Genomic DNA, 22,695 nt, shown 5'->3' with positions numbered 1-22,695 from the left:
TCGCAGAACGGCAGGTTCTTCGCACGAATCTGGCGAGAGTCTGCGAAGTTCGTGTCGTTCTGCGATGTTCGTGTCGCGTCAGTCGCGCTGCTCGGAGACCTCCGCCTCCGGATCGACCTCGGCCTCCGGTTCAGGCTCGGGCTCCGGCGCCTGGGCGTACAGCTCGGTGAGCTTGCGGTACGAGCGCGTGAAGAAGGCCAGGGTGGCCACCACCACCATGATCAGGCCCGCGAAGAGGCAGATCAGGGCGATACCCCGCGCCTCCCCTTCTCCGAGCAGCCATCCCCACTGCTGCTCGCCCTCGGCGGTGTTCATGTACGGGATGATCAGGAACTCCGCGAGCGGCGCGATGAGGAACGCGGTGATCGGAGCCGCTGCCGCCTCCATCGCCGCGGCCACACCGAACACGCGCCCCTGCCGTTCGAACGGCACGACCTTCTGGATCACCGTCTGCTCGGCCGCCTCCACCGGGGGCACCAGCGCCATGTACACCCACATCCCGACGACGTACAGCGGCCACCACTCGCGCAGCATGAACACCGCCCCGAGCAGTCCCATCGCGATCACGACGAGGAGCATCGTGCGCATGGGCTTGGGGCCGAGGCCGAACTTCGCGACCAGTCCTCCGCCGATCAGGAAGCCGGTCGAGGCGAAGGCCAGCGCGAACCCCCACGTCTGCGCGTCGAAGAGCGTGAGGCCGTACGGATCCATCAGCGCCAGGTAGACGCCGCCGATGAGGTTGTTGAACGTGGAGAAGATGATGAGGGCGAACAGGCCGGGCGCAAGGCGGATCGCGCGCACGCTGCCGCGGAAGTCGAGCGCGCTGGACGCATCCGGATCGGGTTCCGGCGCACCCTCGGGGATGCGGATGAACAGCAGGTGCGCGAAGGTCAGGCCCATCGCACCGATGGCGATCACGAGCGTCCACCCCATGCCGAGGAAGCCGATCGACAGCCCGGAGAACACACTCGTGACCAGGAACGCGATGCCCTGGACCGTGCCGACGAGGCCGTTGGCAATGGCCCGCCGCTCCTCCGGGATGAGCAGGGTGACCGTGGTCGACAGCGCGATGTTGCGCAGCTGCTCGATCACGCCGCCGAACAGGATGACGCCAGAGAACAACCAGAACCAGGGCCCGCCGAGATCGAGCAGCGCCGCCTCGGGCTGCCACACATAGAGGACTCCGGCCACGAGGAACGCCAGCGCCGAGATGACGCTCGAGATCACCATGACGGTGTGCTTGCGATTGCGGTCGACGATCGTGCCGAACGCCATCGCGAAGAACGCGATGAACAGCATGTACGCACCGCCGATGATGCCCGTCGCGAGCACGGACCGCGTCTCGACGTACACCCAGAACGTGAGGGCGAACCACAGGAAGCTCGTCGTCACGTTGGCGATGAGCGTGTTGATGAGGACGTTGGCGAAAGCCCGACGCGCGGCGGTGCGCTCCATGCCTTCGAGGGTAGGACGGGCCTCCGACATCCGGAACCCCACCGCCGCGACGGGAGGGGACGCGCGGCAATTAGGCTGGACGGGTGACCATCCAGCATGACCCCGCGATCCGGGGCTTCGCCAGCGACAACTACTCCGGCATCCACCCCGAGGTCCTCGCGGCCATCGCCGCGGCGAACGGAGGCCACCAGAGCGCCTACGGCGAGGACGCGTACACCGCGCGCCTGCAGGAGGTCTTCCAGGCGCACTTCGGCGAGGGCGTCGAGGCGTTCCCGGTGTTCAACGGCACCGGAGCGAACGTGACCGGCCTGCAGTCGATGCTGCCGCGCTGGGGCGCCGTGATCGCGGCATCCACCGCCCACATCAACGTGGACGAAGCCGCGGCCCCCGAGAAGATCGGCGGCTTCAAGCTGCTCACCGTCCCCACCGACGACGGCAAGCTCACCCCCGAGCTCATCGACCGCGAGGCCTGGGGCTGGGGCGACGAGCACCGTGCGCAGCCGCTGGCCGTCTCGATCACCCAGAGCACCGAGCTCGGCACCCTGTACACCGCCGACGAGATCCGTGCGATCGCCGATCACGCGCACGAGCGCGGCATGAAGCTGCACCTCGACGGCGCCCGCATCTCGAACGCGGCCGCGGCCCTCGACCTGCCGCTGCGGGCGTTCACGCGCGATGCCGGCGTCGATGTGCTGACGTTCGGCGGCACCAAGAACGGGGCGATGCTCGGCGAAGCCATCGTGGTGCTGAATCCCGACGCGGCCGACGGCCTGAAGTTCTCCCGCAAGTTCAACATGCAGCTGTCGTCGAAGATGCGTTTCGTGTCGGCACAGCTGATCGCGCTGCTCGAGGGCGACCTGTGGCTGCGCAACGCCCAGCACGCCAACGCCATGGCGGCTCGCCTGCGCTTCGCCATCGAGGCCGGCATCGCCGATGGATCCATCGCCGGCGTCGAGTTCACCCAGCCCACCCAGTCCAACGGCGTCTTCGCGACCCTGCCGGAGGGCGTCGCCGACAAGCTCCGCGACGTGTTCCGCTTCTACGACTGGGATGCCGCGCGCCGCGAGGTGCGGTGGATGTGCGGATTCGACACCGAAGAGGCCGACGTCGACGCGTTCGTCGCCGAACTGTCGCGCCTCACCACGCGCTGACCCCTCATCGCCAGCCGGTCACCCGGCGCTGAAAATGCGCGTTCGCGCAGCGTGGTGACCCACCCCTTTTGGCGCGAGCCACCCCCCTTCGCACGCGCGCAAAGGGGTGGTTCGGGGAGCAAGGGGGTGATTCGGGCGAAGGGGTGGTACCAGCGCGCCGCGCGTCAGGACTCGACGACCCGCGTGAACTCCTCGCGGGTCGTGCGCAGATGCGCGCGCATCGCGGCATCCGCGGCCTCGCCATCGCCCCGACGCACCGCATCGAGGATCTGCTCGTGCGCCGCCCAGCTCGACTCCTTCACGAAGTCGAAGCTCATCAGGTCGACGGGCTCGAACATGCGCACCCGCGCCTCCTCGACGGCATCGCGCACGAAGGAATTGCCCGAGGCCTCGGCGAGCGCAATGTGGAAGTCGGTGTCGGCGATGCGGGACTCCGCCTTGGTCACGGCGGCGGCAAGGTCGCGCTGCGCCAGGGCCATGGCCTCGAGATCGGCGTCGCTGCGACGACTCGCCGCCAGTGCTGCACCGCCGGATTCCACGATGGAGCGGAACTCGGTGAGCTCGCCGATCTCGGCCGAGCGCGTGCGCACCTCCTCGCGGATCAGGCGAGGGTCGAGCGCGGCGTCCTGCACGATCGCACCACCGGACGCACCGCGCGAGATCACGATCTGCCCGCTGCCTTCCAGGATGCGCAGGGCCTGACGCAGCGTCTCGCGCGAGACGCCCAGCTGCTCGGCGAGTCGACGCTCGGGCGGAAGCCGATCGCCCGGACGGATGCGGCCGAGCGCCATCTCGCGTCGCAGGAACCCGGCCACGGCCTGATACCCCGACACGGGCTGGAGCACGGCACGGGAGAAGTCGTGCGGCGCGTCGTCACGCTCGCTCATCCGTGCTCCTCCGGTCAGAGGGGAAGACCCGGGCGGTCTGTGCCCACGATCTGCTTCCCCACGAAGAAGTCAAGCACATCGTCGTCACCGTGCCCGCCCAGACCGCTCGCGCCGAAGAAGCTCTGCGACGACTCGGGCGACATGTCGAGCACGCTCGTGCCGTTGACCTTGACCTCGCCCGCGATCAGGCGGGTGCCGAGTGCGGCAGCGGCTTCGACGTCGGAGCCGAACACGTAGCCGGCGAGGCCGACCTGCCCGGTGTTCGCGAGCGTCACCGCCTCCTCCTCGCTGTCGTAGCCGCCGACCAGGAGCATCGGTCCGAACACCTCGTCTGCCAGCCCCGGCCCGTCCAGCACCGCCACGGTCGGCTCGAAGAACCAGCCCCGCGAAGGCACCTGCGTGACGCGGAGGATCTCGGCGCCGGCCTCCGCCAGTCGATCCCGCTGCTCGATCAGTTCGTCACGACGCTCGGCGAACGCGACGGGACCGACCTGGGTCGCCTCGTCGAGGCTCGAGCCGATCGCACGCCGACCGAACTCCGCGATCAGCAGGCCCGCGAGCTCGTCGCGACGGGCGCGATCGACCAGCACGCGCCGCGGAGCCTCGCACCACTGCCCGGAGAGCTTGAGCACCCCGTCCGCCAGCGCCTTCGCCGCGGCGGGAAGGTCCGCATCCGCCCGCACGATCGCGGCGTTGTTCGACCCCAGCTCCAGCTGCAGCCGGGCGAACCGCGGCGCAGCCGTCGCAGCGATCGCGCGACCCGTGGGGGTCGATCCGGTCATCGAGATCGCGGCGATGCGCTCATCCGCGACCAGGGTGCGACCGACGCCCCCGCTCCCCTGCACGAGCCCGACCACACCGTCGGGGATGCCCACCGCGTGCACGCCCTCGAGCAGGAGCTGCGCGCTCCAGGGTGAGAACGACGACGGCTTGAGCACGACCGGCGCCCCGGCGGCGAGCGCGAACGCGGTCTTCTTGACGGCCATGGCGCTCGGCGCATTCCAGGGCAGGATCAGCGCGGTCGGTCCCCACGGCACGCGGTGCAGTCGCACGCCGCCCTGTTCGGACGGGACATCGCGCACATCGCCGATCGCCACCGCCCGCCGCGCGGCATCTCGCAGTGTCGCGCCGTTCGCACCGCCGAAGAGGCGCGTGATCGAGATCGGCACCCCGCTGTTGAGCGCATCCAGACGGGCGACATCCTCGGCCCGCTCGTCGAGCCAGTCCGCCAGGGCATCGAGCTTCTCGGCCCGCCGCTCCGGGGTGAGCCCGCGCCAGCGTGCATCGTCGTGCGCCTGCTGGGCGGCTGCCACGGCGCGCTCGACCTGCTCCAGGGAACTGGACGCCGAAGCGGCCAGAGCCTCCCCCGTGTTCGGGTCGTGCAGCCAGGAGCCGTCGCTCTCGGGGCTCTCCTCGGCGGCGCCGCCGATCCAGGTGCGCAGGGAGGGGTACGTCATGTCAGATCCGATCGAAGTAGCGGTGCAGGTCCCAGTCCGTGACACGGGACATGAACGTCGACCATTCGTGGTCGAGCAGCACCTGCTGGTGCGAGATGAGCTCGGGGTCGAGCAGCTCCTGCACGAGGGCGCTCTCCCCGAACAGCACGCTCGCCTGGCGCGGGTCGGCGGGCATGGCGCCGTCACCCGGCAGGTCGTACGCACTGCCCACGACGGCATCGCCGAGCACGGTCTGCTTGTCCATCCCGTCGCGCGCCGAGGCGAGCACACCGGTGAGGGTGAAGTACGGGTTGGTGTCGGCACCGGGAAGACGGAACTCGAACCGCAGCGCCTTCGGGGAGTGCCCCACCACGCGCACCGTCGTGGTGCGGTTGTCGAAGCCCCAGGTGCGCCCGCTGCCCGCCACGTCGGACGAGTTGCTGCGGCGATAGGAGTTGACGGTCGGGGCGTACCAGGCCATCAGCGCCGGTGCGTGCTCCAGTGCGCCCGCGATCGCGGAGCGCATCCGTCCGCTCAGACGATCGGGCGCCGACTCGTCCCAGAAGACCGCCGTGCCCTCCTCGTCGACGAACGAGACGTGCACGTGACACGACGACCCGGGCTGGTCGTTGAGGGGTCGGGCCATGAACGTCGCCGACATGCCCGCGCGGGCGGCGGTGTCGCGCACCGCCAGCTTGTACAGGGCATGCCGGTCGGCCATCTCCAGCGGATCGCCGTACTCGAACGTCATCTCCCACTGTCCGAGACCCCACTCGCTCTGCGCAGCCTCGACGAGGATGCCGCTGGCGCGCAGGTCGGAGCGCAGCTTCTGGAAGAACGGCTCGTACAGGTTGCCCTCGTGGATCATGAAGTCCGAGGGGGTGAGGGTGGTCGGGTCGAGGTCGCGGAAGCCGGAGCGGCGCAGCTCCCGCGGGTCGTTGCGGAAGAGGTAGAACTCCAGCTCGGTCCCGGCGAGCGGGGTGAGGCCGCGCTCGCGGATACGCGCGAGCTCCTGCTTGAGCAGCACGCGTGGCGAGAGCGCCATCGGCTCGTGCGTGTGCACGTCGACGGGGTCGGCGAGGCAGATCGCGACGCCCTCCAGCCAGGCCGCCGGGCGCAGCGTGTCGAGGTCGGGGATGAGGGTCACGTCGGGCACACCGTTGTGCATGCCGCACAGCGCGAACTTGTTCTGGTCGATCAGCTCCAGTCCCTGGTCGATGTCCCACGCCCAGGCGCAGGTGCAGATGTCGACGCCGTCCTCGACGACGCGTCCGAATCCCTCGACGGGGATGCGGCGTCCGACCAGACGACCCTGGAGGTCGGGGGTCGCCACGATCACGGTGCGGATGCCGGCGGCTTCGAGCTCGTCCGGCGCGAGGCGCACGTCGTCGATCATCGCGTCAGCCACCCTCCGTCGACGGGGAGCTGGATGCCGTCGATCCAGGACGCCTCGTCGCTGAGCAGCCACGAGACGGCTGCGGCGATGTCGGCGGGGACGCCCACGCGCGGCACCAGCAGGCGCTGCTTCATGAACTCCAGCGCCTCGGGGCTGGTGACGCTCTCGTAATCGAAGAAGTCGGTCGCGATGGGTCCCGGTGCGACGCAGTTGACGCGGATGTTCTTCGCGGCGAGCTCGACCGCGAGCGCCTTGGTCAGCATCGGCACGCCGCCCTTGCTCGCGTTGTAGTGCGGCTGCGCGGTGCCCGTGCTGGTCACGACGACGAGCGCCTCGACCGTGGAGAGGTTCACGATCGCACCGCCGCCGGACTCGGCGATCAGCGGCGCGACCTCCTGCGCCACCAGGAACTGCCCCTTCAGGTTGATGTCGAAGACGAAGTCCCAGGCCTCCTCGGTCAGCGTCTCGAAGGAGTGCTCGGTGACGACGCCGGCGTTGTTCACGAGCAGGTGCAGCGACCCCCACGCCTCGCGGGCGAGGTCGACCGCGGCGCGGATCTGCTCCCGCGAACGGACATCGACCACGGCGGCGAGCGCGGTGCCGCCGGCCTCCTCGATGAGGCGCACGGTCTCGGCCGCACCCTCCGCCGAGACGTCGGTCACGAGGATGCGGGCTCCTTCGCCCGCGAGGCGGAGCGCGGTCTCCCGACCGATGCCGGATCCGGCGCCCGTGATGAAGGCGTTCTTGTCTGCGTGTCGCATTTCTTCTCCTTGTCCAGCGACGCCTAGGCGACGTGCTGCGTTTCGGACGCGGCGCCGAGCGTCGCGTAGACGGCTGCCTGGTCGACCAGCCAGCCGAAGATCGGGTCGGCGTCGAAGGTCTCCGGATGCCATTGCACCCCGACGACGGGAAGACCTTCGACCTCGATCGCCTCGACGACACCGTCCGGCGCCGTGCCGGTCACGACGACTCCGCGGCCGGGGGCATCGACCGCCTGATGGTGGAACGAGTTGACGCGCGTGGTGTCGCCGTAGAGCTCGTGCACGAGACTGCCCGCGGCCGTGCGCACATCGTGCACGCGATGGGCGCGCGGGTAGGCGTAGGAGCCGTGCGACTCACCCTCGCCGTGTGCCAGGTGCTGACGCAGCGTGCCGCCGCGGACGACATTGATCAGCTGCGCGCCGCGGCAGACCCCGAGCACCGGGATGCCGCGTGCGATCGCGGCCTCGATCACGCCCGACTCGAAGTCATCGCGCTCCGGGTCGACGGCGAGTGTGAACGGTCCCGGAGCCTGGCCGTATCGCCGCGGGTCGACGTCGTCGCCGCCCACGATCACGATGCCGTCGAGGCGCTCCACGAGCTCGGCGGGGTCCGCGTCCATCGGCAGGTGCACGGGGAGTCCTCCGGCCTGCAGCACCGACGTCGCGTATTCGCTCAGGTAGGCCTCGAGCGGCGCGTCGGCGAATCCGTGCGGCGCGCCGATCACACCCGCACGGGTGCGTCGTCCGGTGATGCCGATCAGGGGTCGGAGGGGCGGCGTGATGCTGATGATGGACTCCATCCTTGGTGTGGGGCGGTCGCGTGTCGAGGACGTCACGCGTTCTCGTCGAATCGACGGACGATCTGCGCGTACGACTCGGGACGCCGGGAGCGCATGATCGCGGCCTGGATCACCCCGGCGATGGGTGCGAGCACGACGACCGCGACGAGGGTGATGCTGATGGGGCCCCAGGCCGGGTTGCCGTCGGCGTCGACGTCGCTCACCAGCAGCGGGAAGTTCGCGGCGATGAGCACGGCCGAGACCGCGAGCCCGACGAAGCCGAGACCCGGGGCGATCACGGTGTGCCAGGGACTGCGAAGCGCCTTGGTGCGGGCGAAGTAGACGATGACGGCGAGGCAGGTGACGGCCATCAGGATGACGATCGCGAGGGTGCCGATGCCGGCGAACCAGGAGAAGATGTTCTCCGGCGCGAAGCCGATGATCGTGAGCAGGATGATCGCGAGCCCGGAGGTCGCCACCTGCACGATCGAGGCGACGTGCGGCGAGCCGTGACGGGCGTGCACGGTGCCGAGGCGGTCGGGCAGCACGCGGGCGTTCGCCATCGCGTGGTGGTACCGGGTGAGGACGTTGTGCAGCGACAGCACCGCGGCGAACATGCTGCCGAGGAACAGCAGCGCGACCGCGACGGATCCCACCGGTCCGAGGTACTGCTCGGTGACGCGGGCGATGAGGGTGGTCGGGTCGGCGGCGGCCTCGTCGATCACGTCGCCCTCGCCGACGCCGACGACGATCGCCCAGGACGCGAAGGCGTAGAACAGTCCGATCACGATGGCGGATGCGTACGTCGCCCGCGGGATGGTCTTCTCGGGAGTGCGCACCTCGTCGCGGTAGACGACGGTCGACTCGAAGCCGATGAAGCTCGCGATCGCGAACATCAGCCCGAGCGCAGGGGCTCCGGAGAGGACGTTCTGGAGGAGGAAGGTGCCGTAGGTCACTCCGTCCGCTCCCCCGGTGGCGAGGATGACGGCGCCGAGGAGCACGACGATCCCGATCTCGGCGAGCAGCACCACGACGAGCACGCGCGAGCTGAGCTCGATCTGCCGGTAGCCGAGCGCGCCGACGATCGCGACGGTGGCGAGGGTGAGCAGCCACCACGGGATCTCGGGTCCGCCCAGCAGCACGATGCTGGAGCTGATGGTCGCGCCGAGGTAGGAGAACACCGCGATCTGCACCGTGGTGTAGCAGATGAGCGCCAGGTAGGCGGTGGCCAGCCCCGGCGTGCGACCGAGGCCGTGTGTGGCGAAGACGAAGAAGGAGCCGGCCTTCGGCAGATAGCGGCTCATCGTGGTGAGGCCCACCGAGAACAGCAGCAGGATCACGGTGGCGACCAGGAACATGACCGGGAAGCCGATGCCGTTGCCGATGATGAACCCGATCGGCACGAGGCCGCCGACCACGGTGAGCGGAGCGGCGGCGGCGATCACCATGAAGGTGACGGCGACCGCCCCGAGGTTTCCTCGGAGGTCTCGTTCCGTGGCCGGTCCTGCGGTGTTGCGCGACGTCGTTGTCGAAGCATCCATGTGGAGCCATCCTTTGCCATTGGGCTAATGGTCTACTTTCTAGCCCATTAGCCCAGGCGACGCAAGAGTCTCCTCAGTTCCGGTCCGCGCCGAGCCACCCCGTTGCGCGCGAGCCACCCCCGTGCGAGCGGACGGAGCGGGCCGGCTCGCGCGAAGAGGGGTGGGTCGACGTGCGTGAGAAAGACGTGCGTGACGGGTGTCAGCGCAGCAGGCCGAGGCTCGCGAGAGCCTGCCGGATGAGCGTGCCGCGGCCATTCTCCATCTCGGCGGCGACCGCGTCGGAACCCGCAGCCTCCGGCGAGAACCAGGTGACCTCGAGGGCATCCTGACGCGGCTCGCACGTGCCCGTCACCGGCACGACGAAGGCCAGCGACACCGCGTGCTGCCGGTCGTCGTGGAACGCGCTGACCCCGGGAAGCGGGAAGTACTCGGCCACCGTGAACGGCAGCACCTGCGGCGGCAGCAGGGGGAAGGCCATCGGGCCGAGGTCGTTCTCGATGTGACGGAACAGCGCGTCGCGGATGGTCTCGCCGAAGCGGACCCGGCCGGACACGATCGTACGGGTCATCTCCCCCATCGGGGTGGACCGCAGCAGGATGCCGATCTCGGTCACCTGCCCGGAGCCGTCGGTGCGCACCGGGATCGCCTCGACGTAGAGCATCGGCAGTCGACGCCGTGCTTCCTCGAGCTCGAACTCGCTCAGCCAGCCCGGGTTCGTATCGGGCACGGGCGGGTTCGCATCCGGGAAGCCTCCGAGACCTTCGTCGTCGGGCTCCGGATCGGGATCAGGTGTGCGGACCGCCATGTGTCCTTTCTACCAGCCGCCTCCGACGACCGACACCGGGTGCACGTCGGCGGCTGCTGGCAGGATGACGGTGTGAGCGAGGAACTGACGATCGATGACACCGCGACCCGATGGTCCACCCCCGACCGCGGAGAGCTCCCGCTCCTGGTGCTGCTGCACGGCTACGGTGCGGACGAGCACGACCTGTTCGGACTCGTTCCGTATCTGCCCGAGGGCATCGCCGTGGCATCCGTCGCCGCGCCGCTCGCCCCGCCGTGGCCCATGCCGGGCCGCTCGTGGTACTCGATCGACGGCCTCGACGGACGCAGCCCCGAGGCCGTGACGACCGCGGCCGAGGCGCTCCTCGCCTGGATCGACGCGGCGGCCGGCGATGCCCCGTCGATCGCGCTGCTCGGCTTCTCGCAGGGGGCGGCGGTGTCGCTGCAGGCGCTGCGTCTGGCGCCCGAACGGTTCGCCGCCGTCGTGGCCCTGAGCGGATACGCCGCACCGGGCGAGCTGCCCCGCGACGAGTCCCTGGCCGAGCTGCGTCCCGCGGTGTTCTGGGGGCGCGGCACGCACGACGACGTCATCCCGCCCCGGCTCATCGACCACACGGCGCAGTGGCTCCCCGGTCACTCCGAGCTCTCCGGGCGCGTGTACACGGGCCTCACGCACAGCATCTCCGAAGAGGAGCTGGCCGACGTGCACCGGTTCCTGACGAAGTGGCTCGACAGCATCGCCGCTGCCTGATCGACACCTGCGGCACCCCGATCCGCGTCACCACTCCTCCCCACTCGACCCGGACGACGCGCTCTCCACTGTCCCCGGGCGAGACGATGCAGATCTGCTCGAAAGCACCCGACGTGTTGGCAGATTGGTGTGGCCGACTCACAATGGAAGGGTGCTCACCATGACCGAACCGCAGATCTGGACGATGATGGGCGCCTTCATCGCGCTGATGTTCGGCATGCTGACGGTCGTGTCGACGCTGTTCGTTCGTGTCGTGCGCACCGAGGTGGGGAGCGTGCGCGCCGAGATGCGTTCCGAAGTCGGCGGCCTGCGCGCTGAGATGCGCTCCGAAGTCGGTGGCCTGCGCGCCGAGATGCAGGCGGGCTTCGCCACGATCGACGCCCGGCTGGAGACGGTCAATACGCGTTTCGATGCCGTCGACGCTCGGATCGAAGGGCTTGATCGCGACGTGCGCGCGCTGGTGAAGAACACGTTCGGCCTCGACCGCGACTGACGCGACACGCCCGGGAGTTGCGGAACTCCGACACGCCCGGGTATCGTCGGGGAGTCCTGTCCGCCGTGTCTGGAAGTCCTTTGATCTGATCCGTCGCCTCCGCGCTCCACTTTCCGCGCGCTGACCCGACGATCGCCGACTCCACGGCAGACCCTCTCCCCCGCATCCCGTGACGTTCCCGGGCTCCGGCGGGAACCGGTGTCAGTGCACCCTCGCACTCGACAGGAGACACCCATGTCACAACCCACCCTCCATGCATCGGTCACCCTCGACCGGCTCACCTTCACCTGGCCCGACGGCTCCCCCGCGCTGGACGGCGTCTCCGGGGCTTTCGGCGCCGGACGCACCGGATTGGTCGGCCGCAACGGCGCCGGCAAGTCCACACTGCTGCGACTGATGGCCGGCGAGCTCGACCCGACCGCGGGCGTCGTCACGACGTCCGGCGAGGTCGCCTACCTGCCGCAGCAGTTGACGCTCGACGTCGACCGTCGCGTCGCCGACCTCCTCGGCGTCTCCGCAGCGCTCGACGCCGTGCGGGCGATTACCGCGGGTGACGTCGATCCGGCGCACTTCGACGCTGTGGGCGAAGACTGGGACATCGAGGCACGCGCCGCGGCGTCGCTGGCCGAAGCCGGCCTCGACCCGGAGTTCCTCGATCGCAGGATCGGTGAGCTCTCCGGCGGGGAGGCCGTGCTCGTCGCGATCGCCGGCATCCGCCTGCGCCGCGCACCGATCACACTCCTCGACGAGCCGACCAACAACCTCGACCGCGACGCCAGGACGAAGCTCGCGGCGATGGTGCAGTCCTGGAAGGGCACACTCATCGTCGTCAGCCACGACCTGTCGTTGCTGGAGTTGATGGACGACACGGCCGAGCTGTACGCGCAGACGCTGAGCGTGTTCGGCGGTCCGTATTCGGAGTGGCGCGCGTGGCTGGACGCCGAGCAGGATGCGGCGAGGCAGGCCGAGGCCACCGCCGCGCAGGCACTCCGCAAGGAGAAGCGACAGCGCATCGAGGCGGAGGTCAAGCTGGCCCACCGCACCCGCACCGCGAAGAAGGCCGAGGCCGAGAAGCGGGTGCCGAAGATCATCGCGCACGGCCGCAAGATGGCGGCGGAGGTCTCGGCCGGCAAGCTCCGCACAGAGGTCGGCGCGAAGGAGGAGGCCGCGCACGCCGCACGGGAGGAGGCAGGTCGCCGCGTGCGCTCCGACGCCTCCATGAAGATCGAGCTGCCCGATCCGCAGGTGTCGCGGTCGCGCCGCATCGCCGAGGTCGGTGACGCGAAGCGGTCGTGGATCGTCCAGGGACCGGAGCGCGTCGCCCTCGTCGGGCGCAACGGCGCGGGCAAGACGACCCTGTTGGAGCGGTTGGTCGCTGGCGGCGCGCACAACTCAGGAGAATTCGAGAGAACCGACCCGATTTCCGGTGACGAGACCCGGTCTGGCGCCGACATCCTGAGTTCTGCACGGCCGCCCCTCCGCGCCGAGGCGCACACCGACCTGATCGGCTACCTGCCGCAACGGGTCGATGGTCTCGACGACGAGCGCTCGGTGTTCGACAACATCGCTGCCGCTGCGCCGCAGGTGCCGGAGAAGGAGCTGCGCAACCGGCTCGCCCGCTTCCTCATCCGCGGGGCCACGGCCGATCGTCCCGTCGCATCGCTGTCGGGGGGCGAGCGCTTCCGCGTGGCGCTGGCGACGCTGCTGCTCGCCGACCCCGCCCCGCACTTCGTGGTGCTCGACGAACCGACGAACAACCTCGACCTCGACACGGTCGGCCAACTCGTCGAGGCCCTCCGCGCGTACCGCGGCGCCGTGCTGGTCGTGAGTCATGACGATGCGTTCCTGCGCCGGCTCGACCTCGACCTCATCCTCGAGATCGACGCCGAGGGAGCGCTGCAGGAGGTCGAACTGGACACGTGATCTGAGCGCACCGGGATAATGAGGCCGTGCCACGAAACCCGATGGACTTCCCCCCGAGCCCGCAGGAGCTCGGCGGGCTCAAGTCCCGTCTCGCCGCTGATGCCGGTGACGCATCGGCACGCCAGGCACTCGTCGACTGGTACCGGCGGAATGGTCACGAGGATCAGGCGGGCCGCTACGCCGTCGCCATCGACGGCCTCGCCACGGAGCATGAGGTGCGCGCCTACGCCGCCATGCTCCGTGGTCTCGGCGCCGATGCCCGTCGGATGCACGCGCTCAGCCGCCTCCCCGATGATGCCCCGACGACGGAGAGGGTGCAGCAGCAACTGGACGCCGCCTCCTCGAAGCTCCCCCACACGCGAATCGTCGACATCGTCGCCTGGGTGACCTGGTTCCTGTTCGTCCTCATCGTCATCAGCGGACTGATCACGACGTTCGTTCTCGCCTTCCACGGCGACGCGCAGGTACAGGAAGCAGCCGTGACGATCAGCATCATCTCGCTGTCATCGCTCGCACTCGCGTGCGGCATCTCCGCCGTCGCTCTCGCGACCGAGAAGATGAGAATCGCCGCCACGGTCTTCGGCGTCCTGTTCTTCGCAGCGCTCACGGTCAAGCTCCTGCTCCTCGACAGGTGACGGCGTCCTCAGACGTCGCGGCCCCGATGTCGGTGCACTCCGCGAAGATGGAGGAATGAGCGACGTGCTCGACCGCTTCACCCCCGCCACGCAGGACTGGTTCCGGGGGGCGTTCTCCGCGCCCACCGCCGCGCAGGCCGGCGCGTGGGAGGCGATCTCGGCGGGGAAGCATGCACTGGTGGTCGCGCCGACCGGCTCCGGCAAGACGTTGTCGGCATTCCTGTGGGCGATCGACAGCGTGTTCCGCGAGCGCATGGCCGAGACCGAGCCGCCGAAGAAAGACGGCTCGCGCACGCGGATCCTCTACATCTCCCCGTTGAAGGCCCTCGGCGTCGACGTGGAGCGCAACCTGCGCTCACCGTTGATCGGCATCGGGCAGTCCGCCCGTCGGCTCGGAGTGCCCGCCCCCGCGGTGACGGTGGGCGTGCGCTCGGGCGACACCACGTCGAGCGATCGGCGCAAGCTCGTCTCCGATCCGCCCGACATCCTCATCACGACGCCCGAGTCGCTCTACCTCATGCTCACGAGCCGTGCGGGCGAGACTCTCCGCGACGTGCACACCGTCATCATCGATGAGGTACACGCGGTCGCGGCGACCAAGCGCGGCGCCCACCTCGCCGTGAGCCTGGAACGCCTCGACGCCCTGCGCCGGTCCCACGGAGCGACAACTCCGGCGCAGCGGATCGGACTCTCGGCGACCGTGCGACCCATCGACGAGGTCGCCCGGTTCCTGGGTGGGGCGGCACCGGTCGAGATCGTCGCTCCACCGGCGTCCAAGACCTTCGAGCTCGGCGTGGTCGTACCCATGGACGACATGACCAATCCGCCGCCGCCCCCCGGTGTGCCGGGCGAGGCCGCGGATGCCGAGTACACCGAGGTAACCGGATCGATCTGGCCGCATGCGGAGGAGGCGATCGTCGACCGCATCCTGCAGAACAACTCCACCATCGTGTTCGCGAACTCGCGACGACTGGCCGAGCGGCTCACCGGTCGCCTGAACGAGATCTACTCCGAGCGGACCGGGATCGAGCTGCCCGCCGCGACGGTGCCCGCGCAGATGATGGCGCAGTCGGGCACGACCGCGGGCGCTGACCCCGTGCTCGCGAAGGCGCACCACGGGTCCGTGTCGAAGGAGCAGCGGGCCCAGGTCGAGGAGGAGCTGAAGTCGGGTGTGCTGCGCTGCGTCGTCGCGACCAGCAGCCTCGAACTCGGCATCGACATGGGCGCGGTCGACCTGGTCATCCAGGTCGAAGCCCCGCCGTCCGCGGCCTCCGGGCTGCAGCGGGTCGGTCGCGCCGGACACCAGGTCGGCGAGATCAGCCGTGCGGCGCTCTTCCCCAAGCATCGCGGCGACGTGTTGCACACCGCGATCGTGACCGAGCGGATGCTGGCGGGCAAGATCGAGGCCATCCAGGTGCCGCGCAATCCGCTCGACATCCTGGCCCAGCAGACCGTGGCGGCGAGCTCGCTCGGGGCCATCAGCGTGGAGGAGTGGTTCGAGACGGTGCGCCGCTCCGCGCCGTTCCAGTCCCTGCCGCGGTCGGCCTACGAGGCGACGCTCGATCTGCTCGCGGGCCGGTTCCCGTCCGACGAGTTCGCCGAGCTGCGCCCGAGGCTGGTGTGGGACCGCGATGCCGGCACGTTGACCGGACGACCGGGAGCACAGCGCATCGCGGTGACCAGCGGCGGGACCATCCCCGACCGCGGGCTGTTCGGCGTGTTCGTGGCCGGAGAGACCACCGGTGCCCGCGTGGGCGAGCTCGACGAGGAGATGGTCTACGAATCGCGGGTGGGCGATGTGTTCACGCTCGGCACGACCAGCTGGCGCATCGCCGAGATCACGCACGACCGCGTCAACGTGATCCCCGCCTACGGACAACCGGGAAAGGTGCCGTTCTGGCACGGCGACGGCATCGGCCGCCCGTTCGAGCTCGGCGAGGCACTGGGGGCGTTCTCCCGCGAGGTGTCGACGGCCGCCCCCGAGAAGGCTACGCAGCGGCTGATCGACGCCGGGCTCGACGAGCATGCGCGGGCGAATCTGATGGCCCATCTGACCGAGCAGCGCGAGGCCACCGGCACGCTGCCCACCGACCGCACCCTCACCGTCGAGCGCGGGCGCGACGAGGTCGGCGACTGGCGGGTCATCCTGCATTCCCCGTACGGCATGAAGGTGCATGCGCCGTGGGCGCTGGCCATCAATGCGCGAGTCCGGGAACGGCTCGGCGTCGAGGGATCGGCTGTCGCGAGCGACGACGGCATCATCGTGCGGATCCCGGATGCCGAGGCCGAGCCGCCCGGCGCGGAGCTGTTCGTGTTCGAACCGGATGAGCTGGAGCACATCGTCACCGAGGAGGTCGGCGGCTCCGCCCTGTTCGCCTCCCGGTTCCGCGAGTGCGCGGCGCGGGCGCTCCTCATGCCGCGCACGAACCCGAACAAGCGCACCCCGCTCTGGCAGCAGCGACAGCGGTCGGCGCAGTTGCTCGAAGTGGCCCGGCGCCACCCCACCTTCCCGGTCATCCTGGAGACCCTGCGCGAGGTGCTTCAGGACGTCTACGACCTCCCCTCGCTGCGAAAGCTCGCCACGTCGATCGCCGACCGCCGCATCCGCCTCGTCGAGACCGAGCCCGGTCAGCCCTCGCCGTACGCCCGCGACCTGCTGTTCGGCTACGTGGGCGCTTTCATGTACGAGGGCGACTCGCCGCTGGCCGAGCGCAGGGCCGCGGCGCTCTCGGTCGATCCGGCACTGCTCGGCGAACTTCTGGGCACGGTCGAGCTCCGCGAACTGCTCGACCCGGAGGTGATCGCGCAGTTCGAACGCGAGGCGCAGCGCCTCGAACCCGACCGTCGCGCCCGCGGGCTGGAGGGCGTCGCCGATCTGCTGCGCATGCTCGGCCCGCTCGATGCCGAGGAGGTCGCAGCGCGCCTCGACCCCGAGTCGGCCGACCGTCCTGCCGCTGCCCTGCTCGACGACCTGATCACCGCGCGCCGTGCTATCCCCGTCACCATCGCCGGGGCGAACCGCGTGGCGGCGATCGAGGATGCCGGGCGCCTGCGCGATGCGCTCGGTGCGGCTCTGCCCACCGGCATACCAGTCGCGTTCCTCGAACCGGTCGCCGATCCGCTCGGAGACCTCGTCGCCCGGCATGCCCGCACACACGGTCCCTTCACCACGGATGCCGTCGCCACGCGGTTCGGCCTCGGCGCCGCGGTCGCCCGCCACACGTTGCAACGGCTGGAGAACGCGGGTCGCGTCACCAGCGGCTACTTCCTCCCCGAGGCCGCCGGCAGCGGCGATGCGATCGAGTGGTGCGACGCCGAGGTGCTGCGTCGACTGCGGATGCGGTCGCTCGCCGCCATCCGCGGGTCCGTCGAGCCGGTCTCGCCCGAGGCGTACGCGCGGTTCCTGCCGGACTGGCAGCACCTCGGTCGACCGCTCGAGGGCGTCGACGGCGTGCTCACGGTGATCGAACAGTTCGCGGGCGTGCCGATCCCCGCGAGCGCCTGGGAGTCGCTGGTGCTCCCCTCCCGGGTGCGCGACTACTCCCCCGCGATGCTCGACGAGCTGACGGCGGCGGGCGAGGTCATCTGGTCCGGCCACGGCACTCTTCCGGGGCGCGACGGCTGGGTGTCGCTGCATCCCGCCGACATCGCGCCGTTCACCCTCCCCGAGCGCGAGGCCGAGATCGCATCGGATTCGCTGGAGTCACGCATCCTGATCGCCCTCGACGTGGGAGGAGCGTACTTCGCCGCGCAGCTCAAGGACATGGCAGCGGCCGAGAACGAGCAGTCGGTGCTCGAGGCGCTGTGGTCGCTGACGTGGTCGGGGTATGTCACGAACGACACGTTCGCGCCGATCCGGTCGCTCCTGGCCGGAGGATCGCAGGCGCACAAGGTGAAGCGCAGAGCACCCCGCGCCCGCACCTACCGTGGCGTGTCCTTCAGCGGCGCGTCCACCCCGCGCCCGCCGTCGATCGGCGGACGCTGGTCGCTGCTGCCCGCACTCGAGACTGACCCCGCCCGACGCGCGACCGTGACCGCAGGACTGCTGCTCGACCGCTACGGCGTGGTCACCCGCGGCGCCGTGCAGGCCGAAGGCGTGCCGGGTGGCTTCGCCCAGGCCTACCGCGTGCTCGCAGGATTCGAGGAGGCGGGCCACTGCCGCCGCGGCTATGTGATCGAGAAGCTCGGGGCGGCGCAGTTCGCCGCCTCCGGCACGGTCGACCGACTGCGCACCTACGCGGGACTCGCCGATCCGCCGCCGCGGCAGACCGTGACGCTCGCGGCGACCGACCCCGCGAACCCGTACGGCGCCGCCCTCGGCTGGCCGAAGCTCGACGGCGTCTCACACCGCCCCGGACGCAAGGCGGGCGGCCTGGTCGTGCTGGTCGACGGGGCTCTCGTGCTCTCGCTGGAGCGCGGCGGGCGCACGGTGCTGTCGTTCAGCGACGACGGCGAGGTGCTCCGGGCCGCGTCATCCGATCTCGCCGCGACAGCCCGCGCCCGCCGACTCGACACGCTGACGGTCGAGAAGGTGAACGGCGAGGGCGTCTACGGCACCGAGTTGGCGGTCGCACTGCAGGAGGCCGGATTCGTGGCCACTCCGCGCGGCTACACGCTCCGCAAGGCCGTCTGACGTTGCCCCTACGCTGGAAGCCATGATCCGCGAGTTCGCCATCGGCATCCGCACTCTCCTGCGCGGATTCGGTCTGTGGCGCACCCGCCCGGGTCTCATGGTGCTCGGACTCATCCCGGCCATCATCGCGGTCGTCGTCCTGGCGGCGGCCATCATCCCGCTCGTGATCGGATTGCCGTCGGTCTCGGCTTGGCTGACCCCGTTCGCCGAGGGCTGGTTCGAACCGTGGCGAGGCCTGCTGCGTGCCGCGGTGAGCTTCGTGGTCGTGGCAGCCGCGCTCGCTCTCGCCAGCGTGGTCTTCAGCGCTCTGACGCTGACCATCGGCGACCCGTTCTATCAGCGGATCTGGCACGCGGTCGAGACCGACCTCGGCGACGCTCCTCCCGCCGATGGCGGCAGCTTCTGGACGGCGCTGGGCGAGGGACTGCGACTGGTCCTGCTCGGCATCCTCATCGCGATCGTGGTGCTGCTGATCGGGTTCATCCCGGCGGTGGGCGGCTTCCTCGGTGCGGTCTCCGGCGTGGTCCTGACCGGTCGGCTGCTCGCCCGGGAGCTCACGGGTCGCGCGTTCGATGCCCGCGACCTCAGTCCCGCCGACCGATCCGCGCTGTTCTCCGGCAGCCGTGCCCGGGTGCTGGGATTCGGCGTGGCGACGCAGCTGTGCTTCCTCATCCCGGGCGGGGCTGTCGCGATCATGCCGGCTGCGGTCGCCGGGAGCACCATGCTCGCCCGTGACATGCTCGCCCGCAGCGGCACCGCCCCCATGCCCGCTCCGTCTCCGTCGATCGCTCCCCCCGCTCCCTGATGCCCGAGGGCGACACGGTCTTCCGCACGGCTCGGCGCCTCGACGAGGCGCTGGCCGGTTCCGAGGTGACCCGCTTCGACCTGCGCGTGCCGCGCTTCGCGACGCTCGATCTGACCGGCGCACCCGTGCACGCGGTGGTCCCCCGCGGGAAGCACCTGCTGATGCGCATCGGCGACAGCACACTGCATTCGCATCTGCGCATGGACGGCGCCTGGTTCGTCTACCGCCCGGGCGAGAAGTGGCGTCATCCGGCGTTCAAGGTCCGCGCGATCGTCGGCACTGCCGGGCACGAGGCGGTCGGCGTGGACGTCGCCGAGGTCGAGGTCGTGCCGACCCGCGACGAGGAGCAGCTCGTCGGTCATCTGGGCCCGGATCCGCTCGCCGATGACTGGGATGCGGCGGAGGCGGTACGCCGGCTCGAGACCGATGATCGCAGCATCCACGTCGCCCTCCTCGACCAGCGCAACGTGGCAGGGTTCGGGAACGAGTACGCCGCAGAACTCCTGTTCCTGCGGGGAATCCTGCCGACCACGCCGACACCCGAGGTCGATGTGGCCGCACTGATCGATCTCGGTGTGCGCACCATCCGGGCCAACCGCGACCGCCGCAACCGTACGTTCACCGGCATCGACCGGGCCGGTCAGGGCACCTGGGTCTACGGTCGCGCGGGGCGTCCCTGTCGACGCTGCGGCACCCTCATCCGCCGCGGGGAGCAGGGCGCAGATCCCACCCGCGAACGTGTCACGTTCTGGTGCCCGTCCTGCCAGCGCTGACCCCCTCCATCCGAGGGAATGAATCGGACCCCACCGTGGTTGTTGATATATCCGGAGAACTCCGGAACACGGGAGGAATCGTGGGCAAGAACTACGTCGACATCGAGAACGACCAGGGCGCGACGCTGCGATACCGCAAGCACGCGAACGGTCGGGGTCTCGTCGCGCATGGCGCGAAGGTGCATCCGAAGGCGCACATCGAGGCGGGTGCCTATATCGAACCTGGCGCGCGCGTCGGCGCCGGGGCGACCATCGCCCGCGGCGCCTGGATCGACGAGGACGCCGTGATCGGCGAGGGCGCGTTCGTGGACGCGCACGCGCACATCGGTCAGGGCGCAGCGATCGGCGATCACGCCTACGTCGGCGTCCGCACCGACATCGGGGCAGGAGCGCGCATCGTTCGCGGCGCGCGGATCGGCGACGACGAGACGGTCGCGGCGGGGCTCACCGTCGCGACGAATCAGAAGGGCCTGTGGCTCGCGGCCTGACCGCGCGCCACAGAAGACCTGATCACACGGCCGGACGCGCTCACAGCAGCCGGCGCTCCGACGCCCACGCGGTCAACTCGTGCCGCGACGACAGCTGCAGCTTGCGCAGCACCGACGACACGTGCGTCTCGACCGTCTTGATCGAGATGAACAACTCGGCCGCGACCTCCTTGTAGGCGTAGCCGCGGGCGATGAGGCGCATCACCTCCTGCTCGCGTGCCGACAGCCGGTCGAGCTCGTCGGTCGCCGTGGCGGTCTCGCCCGCGACCGCCCCGAACGCATCGAGCACGAAGCCGGCGAGCCGCGGCGAGAACACGGCATCTCCGTCGGCCACCGCGTGCACGGCTCGACTCACCTCGATGCCCGAAGACCCCTTCGTGATGTAGCCCCTGGCGCCGGCGCGGATCACCCGCACGACATCCGCCGCCGCATCCGACACGCTCAGGGCCAGGAACGTGGTGGTGGTCGGCAGCGAGCCGCGGATCACCGCTTCCCCACCCGCCGCATCGTCGCCTCCGCCCCCGGGCAGGTGCACGTCGAGCAGCACGACATCGGGCTGCGTCTCGCGGATCACGGTGATCGCCGACGGCACATCGGCGGCCTCGCCCACCACCTCCACGGTCGCGTCGAGGTCGGCGCGCAGGCCGGAGCGGAAGATCGAGTGGTCGTCGACGATCACGACCCGGATGCTCTCAGTCATGCGTCTCCTCGCGCGCGGGTGCCGGTCGCGCAGCAGACCGGTCGTGGTGGGCCCCTGCCGTGATGCTCAGGTGCACTTCGGTGCCGTTCTCGTCGCTGCGGACAGCTCCGACGCCACCGGCGCGCCTCATCCGGCCGATGATCGATTCGCGCACGCCGAGGCGGTCGCTGGGCACCTCGTCCAGTGAGAAGCCGGTGCCGCGGTCGCGGATGAAGACGTCGACCCCCGACGCGCTCCCCTCGATGTACACCGAGATCTCTCCGCCCGCGTGCCGGGCAGCATTGAGGATCGCCTCCCGGGCCGCGGCCGCCAACTCGCCGCTCGCCCGCTCTGCGGAGAGACCGGCGGAGACGACGTCGATGCGCACCGGGTAGTCGAGCTCGAGCGCCCCGGCATAGTCGCGCAGGTCGGTCGGCAGGTCGCTGTCGGCCGGGGCATCCCCGTCGTACAGCCAGGCGCGGAGCTCGCGTTCTTGCGCGCGTGCCAATCGGGCGGCCTCGCTGGAGGCCCCGGCCCGGTTCTGGATAAGCGCGAGGGTCTGCAGCACCGAGTCGTGCAGGTGGGCGGCCATCTGGCTGCGCTGCTCCTCCCGGATACGGCGGACCCGCTCGCCGGAGAGCTCTCGCCAGCGCGGGATCAGTGTCGACGACAGCACGGCGGCGAGCCCGACGAGCGGGATGAGCACCAGTGCGACGCCGGAGCGTGCGATGGGCCACGACAGCAGCACGGTGAACAGCAGCGCGAGCACCAGGACCGCGAGGATGCGGATGCTCAGGGTGTGCCGCGGCCCGCGGGCGGTGTCGGTGCGATCGATCAAGGTGGCCCAGAGCCCGGCCGCCGTCGCGCACGCCGCGGTGCCGCCGACGATCACGGCAGCGAGTTCGGGCGGGATGCTCCCGGACAACCACTCGGAGCCGCCGCGCCACACCAGGACGACGAGCATGCCGACAGCGGCGGGCACGAGGAGCAGCCAGGCCACCGGCATCCGTCGCGTCGGGGCGCTCTCTCCCGCGGCCCACGGCGTGAACATCCAGCACCACGCGTAGAGGAGGATGCCGGCACCGCCGCACAGCGTCAGCACGACGAACAGCGCCCGCACCGTCCACACGCGGGCGCCCAGGTGACGGGCGAGTCCCGCACTGACACCGGTGACCAGGCATTCGCGATCGCGGGTGAGCGGCGGACGCGGTGGCGCGGCCACGCGCGGAGGTCGCGCAGGAGCGTGCGCCGAAGAGGACATGTCGCCATCCAATCATCCGCCGCGACCCTCCGGGTCCTCCCGGGCGCAGAATCAGGGGCCGCTCA

19 protein-coding genes are annotated in these 22,695 nt (G+C 70.3%); 9 read left to right on the top strand and 10 right to left on the bottom strand.

Annotated features, from left to right (window positions below; all coding sequences use genetic code 11):
- Positions 1–78: 78 nt before the first annotated feature.
- Positions 79–1,455: an MFS transporter gene (locus WFM69_RS13205; RefSeq protein ID WP_337005396.1), complete on the bottom strand. Its 1,377-nt coding sequence runs from the start codon at positions 1,453–1,455 to the stop codon at positions 79–81.
- A gap of 83 nt (positions 1,456–1,538) precedes the next feature.
- On the opposite strand from WFM69_RS13205, the gene WFM69_RS13200 reads away from it, so the two are divergent.
- Positions 1,539–2,606, top strand: coding sequence for a threonine aldolase family protein (locus tag WFM69_RS13200; RefSeq protein ID WP_337005394.1), 1,068 nt, complete (start codon positions 1,539–1,541; stop codon positions 2,604–2,606).
- A gap of 164 nt (positions 2,607–2,770) precedes the next feature.
- Here the strand turns inward: WFM69_RS13200 and WFM69_RS13195 are convergent, their stop codons facing one another.
- The 7 genes from WFM69_RS13195 to WFM69_RS13165 all read right to left on the bottom strand — a co-directional run bounded on the left by WFM69_RS13195 (position 2,771) and on the right by WFM69_RS13165 (position 10,211).
- Positions 2,771–3,493 carry a FadR/GntR family transcriptional regulator gene (locus WFM69_RS13195; RefSeq protein ID WP_337005392.1) on the bottom strand — a complete coding sequence of 241 codons (723 nt, stop codon included), beginning with the start codon at positions 3,491–3,493 and terminating at the stop codon, positions 2,771–2,773.
- Between the two features lie 14 nt (positions 3,494–3,507).
- On the bottom strand, positions 3,508–4,950 hold the full coding sequence (locus tag WFM69_RS13190) for an aldehyde dehydrogenase family protein (protein WP_337005390.1): 1,443 nt from the start codon (positions 4,948–4,950) through the stop codon (positions 3,508–3,510).
- Position 4,951: 1 nt separating this feature from the next.
- Positions 4,952–6,337, bottom strand: coding sequence for a glutamine synthetase family protein (locus WFM69_RS13185; RefSeq protein ID WP_337005388.1), 1,386 nt, complete (start codon positions 6,335–6,337; stop codon positions 4,952–4,954).
- Positions 6,322–7,086: an SDR family NAD(P)-dependent oxidoreductase gene (locus WFM69_RS13180; protein WP_337005386.1), complete on the bottom strand. Its 765-nt coding sequence runs from the start codon at positions 7,084–7,086 to the stop codon at positions 6,322–6,324. Before WFM69_RS13180 ends, WFM69_RS13185 begins: the two co-directional genes overlap by 16 nt.
- A gap of 23 nt (positions 7,087–7,109) precedes the next feature.
- Positions 7,110–7,886: a gamma-glutamyl-gamma-aminobutyrate hydrolase family protein gene (locus WFM69_RS13175; RefSeq protein ID WP_337005384.1), complete on the bottom strand. Its 777-nt coding sequence runs from the start codon at positions 7,884–7,886 to the stop codon at positions 7,110–7,112.
- A 32-nt stretch (positions 7,887–7,918) separates the two neighbouring features.
- Entirely contained in the window at positions 7,919–9,406 is a 1,488-nt protein-coding gene (locus WFM69_RS13170) for an APC family permease (protein ID WP_337005382.1), read from the bottom strand.
- 199 nt (positions 9,407–9,605) lie between these two features.
- Complete coding sequence (locus WFM69_RS13165; RefSeq protein ID WP_337005380.1) at positions 9,606–10,211, bottom strand: NUDIX hydrolase family protein; 606 nt, start codon at positions 10,209–10,211, stop codon at positions 9,606–9,608.
- A 72-nt stretch (positions 10,212–10,283) separates the two neighbouring features.
- Here WFM69_RS13165 and WFM69_RS13160 point away from each other — a divergent pair, with 72 nt between their 5' ends.
- The 8 genes from WFM69_RS13160 (at position 10,284) to WFM69_RS13125 (ending at position 20,690) form a co-directional block, all read left to right on the top strand.
- On the top strand, positions 10,284–10,940 hold the full coding sequence (locus WFM69_RS13160; protein WP_337005378.1) for an alpha/beta hydrolase: 657 nt from the start codon (positions 10,284–10,286) through the stop codon (positions 10,938–10,940).
- Between the two features lie 160 nt (positions 10,941–11,100).
- Positions 11,101–11,433: a hypothetical protein gene (locus WFM69_RS13155; protein ID WP_337005376.1), complete on the top strand. Its 333-nt coding sequence runs from the start codon at positions 11,101–11,103 to the stop codon at positions 11,431–11,433.
- A 234-nt stretch (positions 11,434–11,667) separates the two neighbouring features.
- Complete coding sequence (locus WFM69_RS13150; protein ID WP_337005374.1) at positions 11,668–13,356, top strand: ABC-F family ATP-binding cassette domain-containing protein; 1,689 nt, start codon at positions 11,668–11,670, stop codon at positions 13,354–13,356.
- A 26-nt stretch (positions 13,357–13,382) separates the two neighbouring features.
- The gene (locus tag WFM69_RS13145; RefSeq protein WP_337005372.1) at positions 13,383–13,991 is read left to right on the top strand and encodes a hypothetical protein; all 609 of its coding nucleotides are present in this window, start codon (positions 13,383–13,385) and stop codon (positions 13,989–13,991) included.
- 55 nt (positions 13,992–14,046) lie between these two features.
- Complete coding sequence (locus WFM69_RS13140; protein ID WP_337005370.1) at positions 14,047–18,624, top strand: ATP-dependent helicase; 4,578 nt, start codon at positions 14,047–14,049, stop codon at positions 18,622–18,624.
- A gap of 22 nt (positions 18,625–18,646) precedes the next feature.
- Entirely contained in the window at positions 18,647–19,429 is a 783-nt protein-coding gene (locus WFM69_RS13135) for an EI24 domain-containing protein (RefSeq protein ID WP_337005368.1), read from the top strand.
- Positions 19,429–20,202, top strand: a complete 774-nt coding sequence (locus tag WFM69_RS13130) for a DNA-formamidopyrimidine glycosylase family protein (protein ID WP_337005366.1) — start codon at positions 19,429–19,431, stop codon at positions 20,200–20,202. Before WFM69_RS13135 ends, WFM69_RS13130 begins: the two co-directional genes overlap by 1 nt.
- A gap of 80 nt (positions 20,203–20,282) precedes the next feature.
- Positions 20,283–20,690, top strand: coding sequence for a DapH/DapD/GlmU-related protein (locus tag WFM69_RS13125; RefSeq protein WP_337005364.1), 408 nt, complete (start codon positions 20,283–20,285; stop codon positions 20,688–20,690).
- A 40-nt stretch (positions 20,691–20,730) separates the two neighbouring features.
- On the opposite strand, the gene WFM69_RS13120 is transcribed toward WFM69_RS13125, so the two are convergent.
- Complete coding sequence (locus WFM69_RS13120; protein WP_337005362.1) at positions 20,731–21,390, bottom strand: response regulator transcription factor; 660 nt, start codon at positions 21,388–21,390, stop codon at positions 20,731–20,733.
- Entirely contained in the window at positions 21,383–22,630 is a 1,248-nt protein-coding gene (locus WFM69_RS13115) for an ATP-binding protein (protein ID WP_337005360.1), read from the bottom strand. The genes WFM69_RS13120 and WFM69_RS13115 overlap by 8 nt, the downstream gene beginning before the upstream one ends.
- Positions 22,631–22,695: the final 65 nt, after the last annotated feature.

This window comes from Microbacterium sp. LB12, assembly GCF_037150835.1.
In the GTDB taxonomy this organism is placed as follows: Bacteria; Actinomycetota; Actinomycetes; order Actinomycetales; family Microbacteriaceae; genus Microbacterium.
Note: the sequence above shows the minus strand (reverse complement) of the source record. Positions and strands in the feature narration are given on the sequence as shown.

Excerpts from the sequence above, each read along its gene's own strand:
- WFM69_RS13205 (WP_337005396.1), bottom strand. The coding sequence starts at position 1,455 with ATGGAGCGCACCGCCGCGCGTCGGGCTTTCGCCAACGTCCTCATCAAC.
- WFM69_RS13195 (WP_337005392.1), bottom strand. The coding sequence starts at position 3,493 with ATGAGCGAGCGTGACGACGCGCCGCACGACTTCTCCCGTGCCGTGCTC.
- WFM69_RS13190 (WP_337005390.1), bottom strand. The coding sequence starts at position 4,950 with ATGACGTACCCCTCCCTGCGCACCTGGATCGGCGGCGCCGCCGAGGAG.
- WFM69_RS13180 (WP_337005386.1), bottom strand. The coding sequence starts at position 7,086 with ATGCGACACGCAGACAAGAACGCCTTCATCACGGGCGCCGGATCCGGC.
- WFM69_RS13175 (WP_337005384.1), bottom strand. The coding sequence starts at position 7,886 with ATGGAGTCCATCATCAGCATCACGCCGCCCCTCCGACCCCTGATCGGC.
- WFM69_RS13170 (WP_337005382.1), bottom strand. The coding sequence starts at position 9,406 with ATGGATGCTTCGACAACGACGTCGCGCAACACCGCAGGACCGGCCACG.
- WFM69_RS13165 (WP_337005380.1), bottom strand. The coding sequence starts at position 10,211 with ATGGCGGTCCGCACACCTGATCCCGATCCGGAGCCCGACGACGAAGGT.
- WFM69_RS13155 (WP_337005376.1), top strand. The coding sequence starts at position 11,101 with ATGACCGAACCGCAGATCTGGACGATGATGGGCGCCTTCATCGCGCTG.
- WFM69_RS13150 (WP_337005374.1), top strand. The coding sequence starts at position 11,668 with ATGTCACAACCCACCCTCCATGCATCGGTCACCCTCGACCGGCTCACC.
- WFM69_RS13140 (WP_337005370.1), top strand. The coding sequence starts at position 14,047 with ATGAGCGACGTGCTCGACCGCTTCACCCCCGCCACGCAGGACTGGTTC.
- WFM69_RS13135 (WP_337005368.1), top strand. The coding sequence starts at position 18,647 with ATGATCCGCGAGTTCGCCATCGGCATCCGCACTCTCCTGCGCGGATTC.
- WFM69_RS13130 (WP_337005366.1), top strand. The coding sequence starts at position 19,429 with ATGCCCGAGGGCGACACGGTCTTCCGCACGGCTCGGCGCCTCGACGAG.
- WFM69_RS13120 (WP_337005362.1), bottom strand. The coding sequence starts at position 21,390 with ATGACTGAGAGCATCCGGGTCGTGATCGTCGACGACCACTCGATCTTC.
- WFM69_RS13115 (WP_337005360.1), bottom strand. The coding sequence starts at position 22,630 with ATGTCCTCTTCGGCGCACGCTCCTGCGCGACCTCCGCGCGTGGCCGCG.